The organism is Bacillus sp. AM1(2019) (genome assembly GCF_009906915.1).
GTDB classification, from domain to species: domain Bacteria; phylum Bacillota; class Bacilli; order Bacillales; family Bacillaceae; genus Bacillus; species Bacillus velezensis.
The window spans coordinates 1154889-1171072 of the sequence record NZ_CP047644.1; the positions used below are offsets into that span (position 1 = coordinate 1154889).

17 protein-coding genes are annotated in these 16184 nt (G+C 48.2%); 15 read left to right on the top strand and 2 right to left on the bottom strand.

Going from position 1 to position 16184, the window contains the following annotated elements:
• Window positions 1-12: 12 nt before the first annotated feature.
• The 6 genes from argB (at window position 13) to GNE05_RS05990 (ending at window position 7373) form a co-directional block, all read left to right on the top strand.
• Window positions 13-789, top strand: coding sequence for an acetylglutamate kinase (argB, locus tag GNE05_RS05965; RefSeq protein WP_032871177.1), 777 nt, complete (start codon window positions 13-15; stop codon window positions 787-789).
• Window positions 786-1943 (top strand): acetylornithine transaminase, encoded by a 1158-nt coding sequence (locus GNE05_RS05970; protein ID WP_063095704.1) that lies wholly within the window; start codon window positions 786-788, stop codon window positions 1941-1943. The genes argB and GNE05_RS05970 overlap by 4 nt, the downstream gene beginning before the upstream one ends.
• A 69-nt stretch (window positions 1944-2012) precedes the next feature.
• Complete coding sequence (locus GNE05_RS05975; protein ID WP_160182558.1) at window positions 2013-3071, top strand: carbamoyl phosphate synthase small subunit; 1059 nt, start codon at window positions 2013-2015, stop codon at window positions 3069-3071.
• Window positions 3064-6159: a carbamoyl-phosphate synthase (glutamine-hydrolyzing) large subunit gene (locus tag GNE05_RS05980; protein ID WP_063095701.1), complete on the top strand. Its 3096-nt coding sequence runs from the start codon at window positions 3064-3066 to the stop codon at window positions 6157-6159. The genes GNE05_RS05975 and GNE05_RS05980 overlap by 8 nt, the downstream gene beginning before the upstream one ends.
• Window positions 6147-7118 carry an ornithine carbamoyltransferase gene (gene argF / locus GNE05_RS05985; protein WP_007409130.1) on the top strand — a complete coding sequence of 324 codons (972 nt, stop codon included), beginning with the start codon at window positions 6147-6149 and terminating at the stop codon, window positions 7116-7118. The genes GNE05_RS05980 and argF overlap by 13 nt, the downstream gene beginning before the upstream one ends.
• A gap of 75 nt (window positions 7119-7193) precedes the next feature.
• Window positions 7194-7373 (top strand): YjzC family protein, encoded by a 180-nt coding sequence (locus GNE05_RS05990; RefSeq protein WP_003155070.1) that lies wholly within the window; start codon window positions 7194-7196, stop codon window positions 7371-7373.
• A gap of 36 nt (window positions 7374-7409) precedes the next feature.
• Here GNE05_RS05990 and GNE05_RS05995 read toward each other — a convergent pair whose 3' ends face one another.
• Window positions 7410-7595: a YjzD family protein gene (locus GNE05_RS05995; RefSeq protein ID WP_007409129.1), complete on the bottom strand. Its 186-nt coding sequence runs from the start codon at window positions 7593-7595 to the stop codon at window positions 7410-7412.
• A 260-nt stretch (window positions 7596-7855) separates the two neighbouring features.
• Between GNE05_RS05995 and GNE05_RS06000 the strand changes: the two genes are divergently transcribed.
• The 4 genes from GNE05_RS06000 to GNE05_RS06015 all read left to right on the top strand — a co-directional run bounded on the left by GNE05_RS06000 (window position 7856) and on the right by GNE05_RS06015 (window position 10486).
• The gene (locus GNE05_RS06000) at window positions 7856-8590 is read left to right on the top strand and encodes a lipase family protein (RefSeq protein ID WP_080130436.1); all 735 of its coding nucleotides are present in this window, start codon (window positions 7856-7858) and stop codon (window positions 8588-8590) included.
• Window positions 8591-8672: 82 nt separating this feature from the next.
• Window positions 8673-9239 carry a Rossmann-fold NAD(P)-binding domain-containing protein gene (locus GNE05_RS06005; protein ID WP_017417444.1) on the top strand — a complete coding sequence of 189 codons (567 nt, stop codon included), beginning with the start codon at window positions 8673-8675 and terminating at the stop codon, window positions 9237-9239.
• Window positions 9240-9328: 89 nt separating this feature from the next.
• On the top strand, window positions 9329-10282 hold the full coding sequence (locus GNE05_RS06010; protein WP_007409125.1) for a BMP family ABC transporter substrate-binding protein: 954 nt from the start codon (window positions 9329-9331) through the stop codon (window positions 10280-10282).
• 12 nt (window positions 10283-10294) lie between these two features.
• Window positions 10295-10486 (top strand): ComZ family protein, encoded by a 192-nt coding sequence (locus GNE05_RS06015; RefSeq protein ID WP_003155061.1) that lies wholly within the window; start codon window positions 10295-10297, stop codon window positions 10484-10486.
• 28 nt (window positions 10487-10514) lie between these two features.
• Here the strand turns inward: GNE05_RS06015 and GNE05_RS06020 are convergent, their stop codons facing one another.
• Window positions 10515-10733: a hypothetical protein gene (locus GNE05_RS06020; protein WP_007409123.1), complete on the bottom strand. Its 219-nt coding sequence runs from the start codon at window positions 10731-10733 to the stop codon at window positions 10515-10517.
• 166 nt (window positions 10734-10899) lie between these two features.
• Here GNE05_RS06020 and GNE05_RS06025 point away from each other — a divergent pair, with 166 nt between their 5' ends.
• From GNE05_RS06025 to GNE05_RS06045, 5 genes are all read left to right on the top strand, one after another.
• Window positions 10900-11838: a beta-ketoacyl-ACP synthase III gene (locus GNE05_RS06025; RefSeq protein WP_007409122.1), complete on the top strand. Its 939-nt coding sequence runs from the start codon at window positions 10900-10902 to the stop codon at window positions 11836-11838.
• Window positions 11839-11860: 22 nt separating this feature from the next.
• On the top strand, window positions 11861-13099 hold the full coding sequence (gene fabF, locus GNE05_RS06030; RefSeq protein WP_012117277.1) for a beta-ketoacyl-ACP synthase II: 1239 nt from the start codon (window positions 11861-11863) through the stop codon (window positions 13097-13099).
• 83 nt (window positions 13100-13182) lie between these two features.
• Window positions 13183-13968, top strand: a complete 786-nt coding sequence (locus tag GNE05_RS06035; RefSeq protein WP_061046904.1) for a DUF2268 domain-containing putative Zn-dependent protease — start codon at window positions 13183-13185, stop codon at window positions 13966-13968.
• A 173-nt stretch (window positions 13969-14141) separates the two neighbouring features.
• Window positions 14142-15128: an ABC transporter ATP-binding protein gene (locus tag GNE05_RS06040; RefSeq protein ID WP_160182559.1), complete on the top strand. Its 987-nt coding sequence runs from the start codon at window positions 14142-14144 to the stop codon at window positions 15126-15128.
• Entirely contained in the window at window positions 15125-16114 is a 990-nt protein-coding gene (locus GNE05_RS06045) for an ABC transporter ATP-binding protein (protein ID WP_063095696.1), read from the top strand. Before GNE05_RS06040 ends, GNE05_RS06045 begins: the two co-directional genes overlap by 4 nt.
• Window positions 16115-16184 lie beyond the last annotated feature (70 nt).

Genomic DNA, 16184 nt, shown 5'->3' on the forward strand with positions numbered 1-16184 from the left:
AAGGGGAGCGGCATGAAGAAAACGATCGTTTTTAAGTGCGGCGGAAGCGTAATCCGCGAGTTATCCGCCGATTTTTTTCAAAATGTAAAAGAGCTTATGCAATCGGGCTGGAACATTGCCGTCGTCCATGGAGGCGGCCCGGACATTTCAAAAATGCTGAAAACATTGCAGATTGAAACGGAATTTGTCGATGGACAGCGGAAAACGACCAAACCGGTGCTGGAAACAGCGGAAATGGTCTTGTCAGGGACGATCAATAAATTTTTCGTAACCGAACTCGCGAAAAACGGGCTGAAAGCCGCGGGAATATCAGGAAAGGACGGCGGTCTCCTTCAAGCATCCTATCTTAATCAAGACAAATACGGAGAAGTCGGCGAAATACAAAAAACCGATCCGTCAATCATTCACGCATTAATGAAAGAAGGCATCATTCCCGTTATCGCTCCGCTTTCCATGACAAGTGATTTCGAAACGCTGAACGTCAACGCAGACGCCGCGGCATCGGCCGTCGCTTCAGCCTTACACGCCGACAAACTTTTATTTGTCACGGATGTCGAAGGAATTATGGACGGAGAGAACAGGCTGGATACTTTGACGCCGCAAGAGATTCAGGCCCTCATAGATGACGGCGTGATTTCAGGAGGGATGATTCCGAAGGTAAACTCGGCATTATCGGCACTGAGTGAAGATGTCGAGGAAGTGATGATCGTAAACGGAAAAGGAGCGTTTTTCACCGATCAAGCCTTCCAAGGAACAAAAATCGTCAAAGAAAAGGAGAGCGTGTCATGAGCAGTCTATTTCAAACCTACAGCCGCTGGCCCATCGATATCAAAAAAGCGAAAGGGACAATTGCAGAGGATGAAAACGGAAAAACGTATCTCGATTTTATTCAGGGCATCGCCGTTTCCAATCTCGGCCATTGTCATGATGAGGTCACAGAAGCGGTGAAAGAACAGCTTGACAGCGTATGGCACGTTTCCAATCTGTTTGAAAATGATCTTCAGGAAAAAGCCGCGGCAAAGCTTGCCGAACATAGCGCGGGGGATCTCGTTTTCTTCTGCAACAGCGGGGCCGAAGCGAATGAAGGCGCCATTAAGCTTGCCCGTAAAGCAACGGGAAAGACAAAAATTGTAACATTTCATCAATCCTTTCACGGACGGACCTATGCGGGGATGGCCGCCACCGGACAAGACAAAATCAAGACCGGTTTCGGACCGATGCTTCAAGGCTTTCACTATCTTCCGTTCAATGATCCGTCGGCATTCAGCACGCTTTCAAAAGAGGATGATATCGCCGCCGTCATGCTTGAGACGGTGCAGGGAGAAGGGGGAGTCAATCCCGCCGATCCGGAATTCATCGAAGCCTTACAGACATTTTGCAAAGACAAACAGGCGCTGCTTATCGCAGACGAGATTCAAACCGGAATCGGCCGGACGGGCAAGGCATTCGGCTATGAGCATTTCGGCATCTCTCCGGACATCATCACTGCTGCGAAAGGGCTTGGAAACGGTTTTCCCGTCGGAGCCGTGATCGGCAAAAAGAAGCTTGGAGACGCCTTTACGCCGGGTACGCATGGTACGACTTTCGGCGGCAATAAGCTTGCCATGGCAGCTGTGAAAGCAACCTTGGATATTGTGTTTCAGCCGGACTTTCTCCAGGCGGCGGCAGACAAAGGATCATTTTTAAAAGCGCAGCTGAACCGTGAACTGACAGGGCCTTTTGTAAAAGAAATCCGCGGAAAAGGGTTATTAATCGGCATTGAATGCGCAGGTCCCGTGTCCGGCATCATCGGAGATCTGCAGGAACGCGGGCTTCTCGTGCTTCCGGCCGGACCGAATGTCATCAGGCTGCTCCCGCCGCTTACGGTTTCTGAAGAAGAAATGCTGTCGGCCGTCAGTATGCTTAAGGCAGCGATCGAAGCGCATTCGGCAATGAAACGGTAATTTTTTTTCGATATTAAAGTATAAAAATTCATATTTTTAATTAATTATTCATCAAGAGGTGGGCTTTAGATGAAAGGCTATTTAGTATTGGAAGACGGAACATCATTCGGCGGTGAACTTGAAAAAGACGCCCGCTGTGTTGGCGAAGCGGTTTTTTTCACCGGAATGACGGGCTATCAGGAAGTGCTTACAGACCCGTCATATAAGGGTCAGATCGTCGTCTTTACGTATCCGCTGATCGGAAACTACGGAATTAATGAAAAAGACCTTGAAAGTAAGATTCCTCAAGTCAAGGCTGTTGCCGTCTATGAAGCGTGTGAACATTATTCTCACCACGAAGCAGTCTCAAGCTTGAGAGAGTATTTAAATAAATGGAACATCCCGCTCTTAACCGAAGTGGACACACGGGCCGTCGTCAAAACCATCCGCTCCGGCGGCACGATGAACGCTGCCGTGTCAACAACAGGAGAAATTCCGGCAGCATCCGGAACAGAAAACCCGGCGGAGCTGGCGCAGTCTGAAGACATCACGTCAATGGGGAATGGAGACCGGCATATTGCGCTGATTGATTTCGGTTATAAAAAATCAATCGCCTCGTCACTTGTAAAGCGCGGCTGTAAAGTAACGGTCATTCCGTATCAGCAGATGAACGCTGTTTACGACATTCAGCCCGACGGAATCGTGCTCTCAAACGGCCCGGGCGACCCGAAAGCGATTGCGCCGTACATGAACCGGATTACATCATTACTCAGTGATTTCCCCGCACTCGGCATTTGCCTCGGGCATCAGCTGATTGCCCTGGCTTTCGGAGGAAATACGTATAAGCTGCCGTTCGGCCACAGGGGTGCCAACCATCCCGTCATTGACCGGAAAACGAAACGGGTGTTTATGACAAGCCAGAACCACAGCTATGTCGTTGATGAAGCATCAATTGACGAAAACGAGCTGTCCATCAGATTTCATCATGTCAATGATACATCAGTGGAAGGGCTCATTCATAAGCGCCTTCCCGTATTAAGCGTCCAGTTCCACCCTGAAGCTCACCCCGGACCGGCTGAGAGCGAGTGGATATTTGATGAATTTCTAGAGAAAGTGATACCAGCAAGGAGAGAAATCGCTCATGCCTAAAGATACAACCATTTCCAGCATATTAGTCATCGGCTCCGGCCCCATCATCATCGGCCAGGCGGCAGAATTTGATTATTCAGGAACGCAGGGCTGCATGGCTCTGAAAGAAGAAGGATACCGCGTTATTCTAGTCAACAACAACCCGGCAACGATTATGACGGATGAGGCGTTTGCCGATGAAATATATTTTGAACCGCTCACAACCGACAGCATCGAGGCCATTATTGAAAAAGAAAAACCGGACGGTCTGCTTGCCAATTTGGGCGGCCAGACGGCATTGAATTTAGCCGTTAAGCTTGAAGAAGCAGGCGTGCTGAAGAAGCATCACGTCAAGCTTTTGGGAACATCGGTGGAAACCATTCAAAAAGGCGAAGACCGGGAGCAGTTCCGCGCCCTGATGAAAGAGCTCGATCAGCCCGTTCCGGAAAGCGAAATCGTCGACAACGAAGAAGACGCCCTCCGTTTCGCTGAGTCTATCGGATTTCCGGTCATTCTGAGACCGGCGTACACGTTAGGCGGAAAGGGAGGCGGAATCGCGAAAACGAAAGAAGCGTTTCAGACGCTTATTAAACAGGCGCTGTTAGCAAGCCCGATCAGCCAATGCCTCGTCGAAAAAAGCATCGCCGGTTTTAAAGAAATCGAATATGAGGTCATGCGCGACAGCAATCATACATGCATCACCGTCTGTAATATGGAAAACATCGATCCCGTCGGCGTGCATACAGGGGACTCCATTGTCGTCGCACCGTCCCAGACGTTAACGGATGAAGAATATCAGATGCTGCGTTCAGCAAGCCTGGCGATTATTTCGGCGCTGGATGTGGTCGGCGGCTGCAACATTCAATTTGCGCTGGATCCGTTCAGCAAACAGTACTATGTCATTGAAGTGAACCCGCGTGTCAGCCGCTCTTCAGCTCTCGCGTCAAAAGCGACCGGCTATCCGATTGCCAAAATGGCGGCGAAACTTGCCGTCGGCTATACGCTTGATGAACTGAAAAATCCGCTGACGGGCTCTACTTATGCAAGCTTTGAACCGGCGCTTGATTATGTCATCGTCAAATTCCCGCGCTGGCCGTTTGATAAATTTAAACATGCCGACCGCACGCTCGGAACGAAGATGAAAGCGACGGGTGAGGTCATGGCGATTGAAAGAAATATGGAAGCGGCCATTCAAAAAGCGGCGGCCTCCCTTGAGCTGAAAACGATCGGCACCCGCCTGCCTGAACTCGGCGGCTGTGCGGTCAATCAGCTGTGGGACTTAGCGGTAACGCCGGATGACCGGAGATTTTTCGTCGTCATGGAACTGTTAAGCCGCGGTGAAACGATAGAAGACATCCATGCCAAAACGAAAATTGACCCGTTTTTTCTCCATGTATTCCGAAATATCATCACATTGGAAAACAAGCTGATGGAAGAAGGGGATCATCTGTCTATGCCGCTTTTAAAGCAGGCGAAGGTAAAAGGCTTCACGGATGTCATGATCGCATCTCTCACGGGAAAAACGGAAGAAGACATCCGTGCTCTCAGAAAGAAATCAGGCATCGTCCCGTCGTTTAAAATCGTAGATACATGCGCCGCTGAATTTGATGCCAAGACGAATTATTTCTACTCCACCTACCTTGGGGAAAGCGACGGAGACATCAGCCGAAAAGAGAAAAAACGCGCCCTCATCATCGGCTCAGGCCCGATCCGCATCGGTCAGGGAGTGGAATTTGATTACAGCGCCGTCCACGGCGTTCTGACCCTGCAAAAGCTGGGGTATGAAACGATTATGATCAATAACAATCCGGAAACAGTAAGCACGGATTATGAAATCGCTGACCGGCTTTATTTTGAACCGCTGACAACAGAACATATTTTGAACGTGGCGGAACATGAAAACATTGATTTTGCCATCGTCCAGTTTGGGGGGCAGACCGCGATCAATGCCGCTGAACCGCTGGAAAAAGCGGGCATTCCGCTGCTCGGAACATCCTTTGAAACCCTTGATGCGCTGGAGGATCGGGATCTGTTTTATCAGCTGCTTGATGACCTTGACCTGAAACATGCCAAAGGCGAAACCGCTTATTCAAAAGAAGAAGCAACGGAAAAAGCAAGCCGAATCGGCTACCCTGTGCTGATCCGTCCGTCTTATGTCATCGGTGGGATGGGCATGATCATCGTTGATTCAGAAGCGCAAATGTCAGAACTGCTGGAAAATGAAGCGGGCATGCCGTATCCGATTTTGATCGATCAGTACATTACAGGAAAAGAATTGGAGATCGATCTGATTTCCGACGGACATGAAGTATTCGTGCCGACTTACACAGAGCACATTGAACGGGCCGGCGTCCATTCGGGCGACAGTTTTGCGATTCTTCCGGGTCCGTCTGTCACACCTGATATGCAGCGGAATATAAAAGAGGCCGCCGAAAAAATCGCGGTAAAACTGGCTTTTAAAGGCATCATGAACATTCAGTTTGTCATTGATGACAAAGGGGATATTCTCGTTCTTGAAGTGAATCCGCGGGCAAGCCGCACGGTTCCTGTCGTGTCTAAGGTGATGGGGGTGCCGATGATCCCGCTTGCCGCCAGATTGCTGGCCGGCGCTTCCCTTAAAGACATCAAGCCCGAGGTTCAAAATCAGCACGGAACGGCAGTGAAATTCCCGGTTTTTTCTTCGCACGCCATTCAGGATGTGGACGTAAAGCCCGGGCCGGAAATGAAGTCGACCGGAGAAGGCATGTGTGTCGCGTTTGACGCAGAAAGCGCCCTGAAAAAAATCTACGCGCACGTCTGGGAGAAAAAAGGCAGCATCTATCTGGAAGGCTGTGATGCGGAATTGGAACGTCAGGCTCAAGAGGCGGGATTTACGGTATGCAAAGATGCGTTCCCGGCATGGGCAGAGCGAAAGGATAAAGCGGTCCATATCAATTTCAATCACTCTGAAGAAGCGCGTAAACAACGGATTGAAGCCATGACGCACGGTGTGACGGTCTTTACTGAACCGGAAACCGTAAAGGCATTTTTAGCAAGCGGCTCCGGCAAACCTGAGCCTGTATCGCTCAAAGATCTTTATCAAAAGGAAGTGGCATCATGCACACAATAAAAGCGGAACACACATTAACCCATTTGTACGGCAAAGATTTTCTTTCCTTAAAAGATGTCAGCCCGTCAGACATCAAAGCGCTTCTGACAGAAGCTTCATTATTAAAACAACATCCGATACAGCCGATTTTCCAAGGGAAAACATTGGCGATGATTTTTGAAAAATCTTCAACCCGCACACGTGTGTCTTTTGAAGCGGGAATGGCCCAGCTCGGGGGAACGGGACTATTTCTTTCAAGCAGCGACCTGCAGCTTGGGCGGGGGGAGACGGTCGCGGATACGGCGAAGGTGCTGTCCGGCTTCGTTGATGCCATTATGATCCGCACCTTTGAGCATGAAAAAGTCGAAGAGCTTGCCGAGCATGCAGACATTCCCGTCATAAACGGGCTGACCGACCGGTATCACCCGTGTCAGGCACTCGCGGATCTGTTAACGATACAAGAAATAAAAGGAAAACTGAAAGGAGTAAAAGCCGCCTATATCGGTGACGGAAATAATGTGGCGCATTCACTTATGATCGGCTGCGCAAAAATGGGCTGTGACATTGCGATTGCTTCGCCGAAAGGCTATGAAGTAGAGGAAGAGGCGGTAAATGCTGCAAAAGAAGCGGCGGCTGTTTCCGGAGCGAAAATCACCCTTACCGAAAATCCGCAGGAAGCGGTGCGGGATGCAGACGTGATTTACTCCGACGTCTTCACGAGCATGGGGCAGGAGGAAGAGACGCAGCAGCGGCTGAATGTGTTTGCCCCGTATCAAGTCAACGCCTCACTCGTCAGTCTCGCCAAACCCGACTATACATTTTTGCATTGCCTGCCCGCGCATCGGGAAGAAGAGGTCACGTCCGAGATTATCGACGGTCCGAACTCTGCGGTATTTCAGCAGGCGGAAAACCGGCTTCACGCGCAAAAAGCGCTCCTGAAAGCTCTTCTTTACAAACAGGATGAACAAAAAAACCGCTGAATCTCATTCAGCGGTTTTTGATATTTCTCCGCATACAAGCGCATACTACATAAAAAAGAAAAAGGAGGAAATGACGTGGGACAGCAGCATCAATTCCGCCCGGGACAAAAAGCGCCGAATAACGGTGTGTACGTTGAAATCGGCGAAACGGGAAGCATGGTCAAAAATCCGCAAAAAATCAAGCTTACAGTGGGAGAAATGTTCCCTGAAACTTCAAACCACAACAGATTGTGGACGTATCAACGAAAACCGTGAACACAAAAAAACCTGCTGAATAGCAGGTTTTTTTATTTAATGCTGGCTTGCATCCTGTTTGACAGGCATGATCTCCGCAAGAACAAAGACTAGCACCGCAATAACCACGGCAATAACGGATGATTGCTTGAAATTGTACGCCGCGCTGTTCATGGAGGCGACCAAATAACAGGCCATATGTGTTAAAAGGAACGTCCAAATAAAACCGATAATAAACCGCACGTTTCCACCTCGTCCTTCATTTTATTCTACGTTGTATCATACCATACATAAAGCGCGGGCGGAAGGTCATTTTCTCATCAAAAAGCGCGCCTGAAACTGACATTTGCCCGCCTGTCCGGCCGTCTGATGGAAAATTCGGTTCCTGTGCTTGGGATAATAGCCAAAACATAGCAGCAAATAGGAGTTTATCCGATCCGTTTTCATTCTTCTTACATATGATAGCCAATAGAGAGATTAGGAGTAAAAGGAGGCGGGCAGGCATGGGGATTACGGAAAGATTTTTCCAATTCGGATCTGAGCTGAACGTCATCCATCTGCCGTATCGGCCGAATGGCTTCTGTATCTTTATTCTGGGGGACAGAACCCACTTTGTCAGCCGGGACTCAAGCTTTTGGCTCGAACATGAAGGGAGAAACCAGCTGTTACATGTGCTGCTTGACAGAGGGTACACCATTTTTAACAGCAATTTATACGGGCGGCATTGGGGTTCGGAAAAAGCCGTCCTTTACGCCAGACAGCTGATGCATTATGTGCTGAAACAAGAAACCCTCAATCCGAAAATACACTTGCTCGCAGAAGGCATGGGCGCCCTTATCGCCGATCAATTGCTGCAGTCTTCAGCGGAGCATATCCGTTCAGCCGCAATGTTAGATCCTTGTCTTGACCTTCAAGCCCATTTTGAATCAGAGAAAGAAAATAAGTTTTTTTATAAGCAGTTTCTGAGGGAAACGGCACAGAGCTTCGGTGTTTCTGAAAAAGAGGCAAGCTCACTGAGCTATCAGACCATTACCGGCTGCCGCACCCGCGTGCCGGTACATATATGGCAAAGAACGACCGGAGCGCCGTACCCGTACACCCTGCATGCGAATGCGTATAAAGAAGCCCGGGAAAAGACCGGAAGCAAGACTGATATCACGTATCACCTGCTTGAGAACCCTGCGCGTATGTACAGAGCCATCTGCCGGTTTTTCCGCAGTCATGAAAAAGACCTGTAATGAATAGAATACAACAGCCATCTCTTTTCAGAGGGCTGTTTGGCTTGTGTGCGAATGAAAAACCGGAAAGGCGGCAGATGTGATGAAGACAGCGCTGATCATTGGAGCAGATGAATTTCTCGGCCTTTCATTGTGCGAACGGTTGATGGATGAGGGTGTGCATGTTGATGTCATTTTGGCAGAACCGGAGGACAAAACGAGGCAGCTGTATTTAGAAGAACGTTTAATGTGGCTCGCGAGAAACGGGCTTTTTCAAATAATAGATGAAATCGGTGAAAAGGAATACGATCGTATATGCGTTCAATACGGGAGCGGGTGTCTGCCTGAAGAAAGGGCTGAGCCTTTATATTGGATTGTTTACAGTGAGGATCACGGAGACTGGGAAAAAAACGGTCAGCGGGATACGGCAAAAGCGATTATCCTTCCTCCCCTTTACGGTCCGTGGACAGAAGCAAAAGAAGATGGCGAAAGCAGGATCTTTTTAGAAGACGCAGTCTGCGGGCTGATGAATCAGCTTGAGGCTGACGGCACAGAAGACGAAAACCAGATTATTACCCTGGAAATAAAAGAAAAAACGCAAAAAACGGAAGCGGAAGAAAAAATTAAAGAGTGGAAAAGACAATTTTCATCAATATTCGACATTTTTTAAGAAATACCTTCCATGTTATGTGCATTACCGCTACAATAAACGTATATCAATTATACATGTTATGAGTTTGAAAAGGGGTTGAACATGGCTTGATCACCAGGCTTGTCATGATCTTTTCTGTCCTCCTTTTATTGAGCGGATGCGCACAAACTCCGTTTAAAGGAAAAATTGAGAAGGTCGGAATGCTTTTTCCCGATACCATCAGTGACTTGGTATGGGGCACAAAAGGTTACAAAGGTTTATTAGCGATACAATCTGAATTTAACGTTGACGTTTATTATAAAGAAAATATCAGATCCGATGAAGATATTTTAAAAGCGATAGATGATTTTCATAAAAAAGGAGTCAATCTTTTATACGGGCACGGAAATGAATACGAGGAAATTTTCAATATGATCAGCAAGGATTATCCCGACATGGAATTCGTCGTCGCAAACGGAACGGCGAAAAGCGATAATGTCACAAGCGTTCATCTTATGGGTGAAGCTATGGGCTTTTTCGGGGGAATGACAGCCGCCCATATGTCAAAAACCAATGAGGTCGGCGTCATCGCCTCCTTTTTGTGGCAGCCTGAAGTAGACGGCTTTATCAAAGGGGCGAAATATGAAAAACCCGATATCACCGTCAATACTGAATTTACGGACCACTGGGATAACGGCAATGAAGCGCTGCATCTTTACGAGAAGTTAAAAGCGGAAGGCACGGATGTTGTATATCCGGCCGGAGACGGGTATAATGTTCCTGTCATTCAGCAAATCAAAAAAGACGGGCTTTACGCCATCGGCTATGTCGCCGAGCAATCGAATCTCGGCAAAAACACGGTGCTGACAAGCACGGTGCAAAACGTAGATAAAGCCTATACATTAATTGCCGAGCAATATAATAAAGGTACGCTCAAGAGCGGAGATCACAACTTTGATTTCAGGGAAGGAGTCGTTGAAATGGGGACGTTCAGCCCTCTGGTGGACAAAGCATTTCAAGACAAAATCTCAGACCTTGTAAAAACGTATAACCGAACAAATGAACTGCCGTCAAATGAATAGAGGTGGATACACATGCAGCATGAAAAGTCTCTTGAATTTATGCAGATCGCGATGAAATACCTGCCGGAAGCAAAGGCGGAGCTTGAGAAATCCGGCATAGATCTGTCTATGGAAATGATTCAGCCGTTTATGGACCTGTTTACATCGGTCATGGCGGAAGCGTATGAGCTTGGCAGATCTGATGCCGGGGAGCTGAATAAATAAAGAGAGCCACTTTTCATGAAGTGGCTTTTCACATGATTTTTTTCTTTATAGCGGACACCATCGGCGCGAAGTCTTTAAATACGGGCTTTAATTGATCCAGAGAGTTCATGATGGACCCCAGCTGATTCATCACGTGGTTGTAATCGATCTCTTCTTCGTTTTCAGCCTGAGGCTGCTCCGGGTTTTCTTCCGGTTCTTTATCCCGGTCTCTGGAATCGCCGAACATCATTTTGGAGAAAATATCCATAGTGAAGCCTCCTTTCGTCTTCCTTTTATTCTATGAGGAGCAGCGTCCGATAGTTTAGACGAATATATTGCCAACAGAAAAAAAATAGGGTAGAATTAGTACCTGATACTAATAATTGATCATAACTAATTAGTTTTAAATTCATTATAAAAAAGGAGTCTTTCCAATGAAAGCTGGAATTCTTGGCGTCGGCCGTTACATCCCGGAAAAAGTGCTGACAAATCATGATCTTGAACAAATGGTAGATACATCGGACGAGTGGATTCGTACGAGAACAGGTATAGAAGAAAGAAGAATCGCCGCGGAAGATATGTATTCATCCGGCATGGCCGCTGAGGCTGCGCAAAAAGCGCTTGATCAGGCCGGCATTTCCGCTGAGGAGCTTGATATGATCCTCGTGGCGACGGTTACTCCTGACCAGTCCTTCCCTACCGTTTCCTGTATGATACAAGAGAAGCTCGGGGCCAAAAAAGCGTGCGCGATGGATATCAGCGCCGCATGTGCGGGTTTTATGTACGGTATCGTAACCGCCAAACAATTCATTGAATCGCAAACATACAAACATGTCCTCGTGGTCGGCGTGGAAAAGCTCTCAAGCATTACCGACTGGGACGACCGCAATACGGCTGTGCTGTTCGGAGACGGAGCCGGAGCGGCGGTCATCGGACCGGTCAGCGACGACAGAGGCATACTGTCATTTGAGCTCGGAGCAGACGGTACAGGCGGTCAGCACTTGTACTTAGATGAAAAAGGGCATACAATCATGCATGGAAGAGAAGTATTCAAATTCGCCGTCCGGCAAATGGGTGAATCGAGTGTAAATGTCATTGAAAAAGCCGGCCTCTCCAAAGAGGACGTAGACTTTTTGATTCCGCATCAGGCAAACATCCGCATCATGGAAGCGGCACGGGAACGTTTGGAGCTTCCGGTTGAAAAGATGTCTAAAACAGTCCATAAATATGGAAACACATCCGCAGCATCCATTCCGATTTCATTAGTAGAGGAACTGGAAGCAGGCAAAATTAAAGACGGCGACGTCATCGTCATGGTCGGTTTCGGCGGAGGATTGACATGGGGCGCCATAGCAATACGCTGGGGACGATAAAAAAAGGTGAGGTGCACACAAGATGAGTAAAAAAAGAGTAGTCGTTACAGGGCTTGGAGCCCTGTCTCCGCTTGGAAACGACGCCGAAACAAGCTGGAAAAATGCAATCGGCGGCGTATCCGGAATCGGACCGATCACACGTGTGGAATCGGACGAGTATCCGGCGAAAGTAGCTGCTGAACTGAAAGATTTCAATATTGAAAATCACATGGATAAAAAAGAAGCGCGAAAAATGGACCGCTTCACGCAATACGCTGTCGTAGCCGCGAAAATGGCCGTTCAAGATGCCGGTCTGAACATCACAGACGAGATCGCGCCGAGAGTCGGCGTTTGGGTAGGGTCCGGAATCGGCGGTCTTGAAACGCTTGAATCCCAATTCGAAATCTTCCTGACTAAAGGGCCGAGAAGGGTCAGCCCGTTCTTTGTTCCGATGATGATTCCGGATATGGCGACAGGCCAAATCTCAATCGCTCTCGGAGCAAAAGGAGTCAACTCCTGTACGGTGACGGCATGTGCGACGGGAACGAACTCTATCGGTGACGCGTTTAAAGTCATTCAGCGCGGCGATGCCGATGCGATGATTACGGGCGGAACAGAAGCGCCGCTGACAAGAATGTCATTTGCGGGCTTCAGCGCAAACAAAGCCCTTTCTACAAATCCTGATCCGAAAACGGCAAGCCGCCCGTTTGATAAAAACCGTGACGGCTTTGTCATGGGAGAAGGCGCGGGGATCGTCGTGCTTGAAGAGCTTGAGCATGCGCTTGCCCGCGGTGCGAAAATCTACGGGGAAATTGTCGGCTACGGCTCAACTGGTGACGCCTACCACATTACCGCGCCTGCCCAAGACGGGGAAGGCGGTGCGAGAGCGATGCAGGAAGCAATTAAAGATGCGGGCATCAAGCCTGAAGAAATTGATTACATCAACGCTCACGGCACAAGCACGTACTACAATGATAAATATGAGACAAAAGCCATTAAGACCGTTTTCGGTGATCATGCGTACAAGCTTGCCGTCAGTTCGACAAAATCAATGACGGGTCATTTGTTAGGCGCTGCCGGAGGAATTGAAGCAATCTTCTCCGTCATGGCCATTAAAGACGGCATTATCCCGCCGACGATTAACATCGAAACACCTGATGAAGAGTGTGATTTAGATTATGTACCGGACAAAGCGCGCGAGCAGGATGTCAACGTCGTTCTCAGCAACTCGCTCGGCTTCGGCGGACATAATGCCACTTTGATCTTTAAAAAATATCAATAATACAGTTTTTGACCGGCTGCCTGAAAAAGGTGGCCGGTTTTTTTGTGCGTGCATATGATAACAACAAGAGGAGGCGAACCGGTATGAGCGTCAAGCAGACATATCAATGGATGGAAAAGGCGGCATCCGTAAATGATCTGGCCCCGCATCTTTTGCCGCTTTTTTCAGGGGCCGATAAGAAAGAGTGGAAGCCGATACTCGGGATGCTGCAAAACCACGGCATGTTCCGCCATTTGAAGGACGGCGTTAGGACCAGTAAACGGCTGAAAGAAAAAGGATGCTACAGCCACATTCAAAAGGAGGAAGCTTATTTAAAGGAGAAGTGGAACGGGCCGGACGTGCCGATCGTCGTTTTGCCCGTCGATGAACGAAACCGGAAAATCCGTCAGGAATTCGGATCAAAATCCGGTCTGGCCTTTCGGGACAAAATGTTCCTCTTTCTATCGTCGGATAGTTCCAATTCAGCTGTATCCGCCCTTATGACACATGAATATAATCACGTCTGCCGGTTAGAACATGTGACAAAGGACGAAAAAGACGAGACATTTCTTGATACAATCATGATGGAGGGGCTGGCAGAATATGCTGTATATGAGCGGTTCGGCTCAAGTCTTACGGCGGAATGGACGTCCTACTATACGCCCGAGCAGCTTGATTTTCTGTTTGAAAAAAGAGTCAAGCCGAACCTCCGCTTAACGAGAGACAGCAGAATGTTTTCCCAGCTGTTATACGGAAAAGGATACTTCCCCTCAATGCTCGGCTATGCTGTCGGATTCAATATAGTAAAAAAATATTTAACCGGCCATCAAAAAACAGTAAAAGAAGCATTGGCCATCCCTTCAAAAACCTTTCTGGAGGCAACGCTTTAATAGATTAAAAGAATGGAAATTATTTAAGGATATTACATTTATCCTAAAAAATTCTTGCTTTTGTAATAATGATGTAATAATATACAACTATAAAATTTTTCGACTATTCTATATTTTGTGATAGCAAAACGTATGTTTCCCTCTGCTTCAGCGGAATGAGAAAGGGGCGTATCATGAGCACACTATTAGAAGTGAATAATTTAAAGACCTATTTTTTCAGAAAGAAACAGCCGATCCCCGCAGTCGACGGGGTTGATTTTCACATTAACAAAGGCGAAACCGTCGCTCTTGTAGGAGAATCCGGCTCGGGCAAAAGCATCACCTCGCTTTCTATTATGGGACTTGTCCAAAGCTCGGGCGGAAAAATTATGGACGGCTCGATTAAGCTTGAAGGCAGGGACCTGGCCTCCTTCACCGAAAACGAATATTGCAAAATCCGCGGAAATGACGTCTCTATGATCTTTCAGGAGCCCATGACTTCCCTGAATCCGGTGCTGACCATCGGCGAACAAATTACCGAAGTGATTGAATACCATAAAAAAATGAATAAAAGAGAAGCGTCCAAAAAAGCCGTTGAGCTTCTGGAACTCGTCGGATTCTCCAGAGCGGAACAAGTAATGAAAGAATATCCGCACCGTCTTTCCGGAGGGATGAGACAGAGGGTGATGATCGCCATTGCGCTCAGCTGCAATCCGAAGCTTCTGATCGCTGATGAGCCGACGACGGCGCTTGATGTGACGATACAAGCCCAAGTATTGGAGCTGATGAAAGACCTCTGCAAAAAATTCGATACTTCCATTCTGCTGATCACTCACGATTTAGGTGTGGTTTCCGAAGCCGCCGACAGGGTGATCGTGATGTACTGCGGACAAGTCGTAGAGAGCGCGAGTGTGGAGGACTTATTTTTAAACCCTCTTCATCCGTATACCGAAGGGCTGTTAAACTCCATACCGGTGATAGATGGAGAGATTGATACATTAAAAGCGATCAAAGGCAGTGTCCCGACACCGGATAATCTTCCGGAAGGCTGCCGATTCGCCCCGAGGTGTTCAAAAGCGATGGACAAATGTAAAACAGGGCAGCCGGAGCTGATAACGCATGAAAGCGGCCGTTCTGTAAGATGTTTTTTATATGAGGAAGAGGGTGCCCAATCAAAATGACAGCTGCAGGCCAAGAAACGATTTTAGAGCTGAAAGACGTAAAAAAATATTTCCCGATCCGCTCCGGTTTTTTTCAAAGGAAAGTCGGTGATATAAAGGCTGTTGACGGTGTTTCTTTTTCACTGAAGCGCGGGGAGACGCTCGGCATCGTCGGTGAATCAGGATGCGGCAAATCAACGGCGGGAAGGACGATGATCCGTTTATACAAGCCGACAGACGGCCGGATTCTATTTAAGGGTCAGGATATCTCCGGCTTATCTGAAGATAAGCTGAGAAAAAGCGTCCGCAAAAACATCCAGATGGTCTTCCAAGATCCCTTCGCATCCCTTAACCCGAGGAAAACGCTGCGTTCCATTATTAAAGAACCGTTCCAGACTCACCATATGTACAGCATGAGCGAGCGGAACGAGCGGGTGGAGGAGCTGCTGGCGAAAGTCGGCCTTCATCCGAGCTTTGCAAACCGCTATCCGCACGAATTTTCCGGGGGACAGCGCCAGCGGATCGGGATTGCGCGGGCTCTGACGTTGAATCCCGAGCTGATTATTGCGGATGAACCCGTTTCCGCACTCGATGTCTCCATTCAGGCCCAGGTCATCAATCTGATGGAAGAACTGCAGGAAGAATTCAACCTGACCTATTTGTTTATTTCTCATGATTTGAGTGTTGTCCGCCATATCAGCGACAGAGTCGGCGTCATGTATCTGGGAAAAATGATGGAGCTGACCGATAAACACGAGCTGTACGGCAATCCGCTTCACCCTTATACGCAAGCGCTTTTGTCTTCAGTGCCCGTCACGAGAAAAAAAGACGCCGTCAAGCGGGAACGAATCATCCTGAAAGGAGAACTGCCAAGCCCGGCAAACCCGCCGAAAGGCTGCGTGTTCCACACGCGGTGCCCGATGGCCAAACCGATCTGCAAGGAACAAATCCCGGCATTTGAAGAAGCCGCTCCCGGCCATTACGTCGCCTGCCATTTATATGCCTGAAATGACAAGCATCGAGAGGGGGTATGCCGGATTACATAACCAGTTTGCTGCAGCATATATATCACAAAGG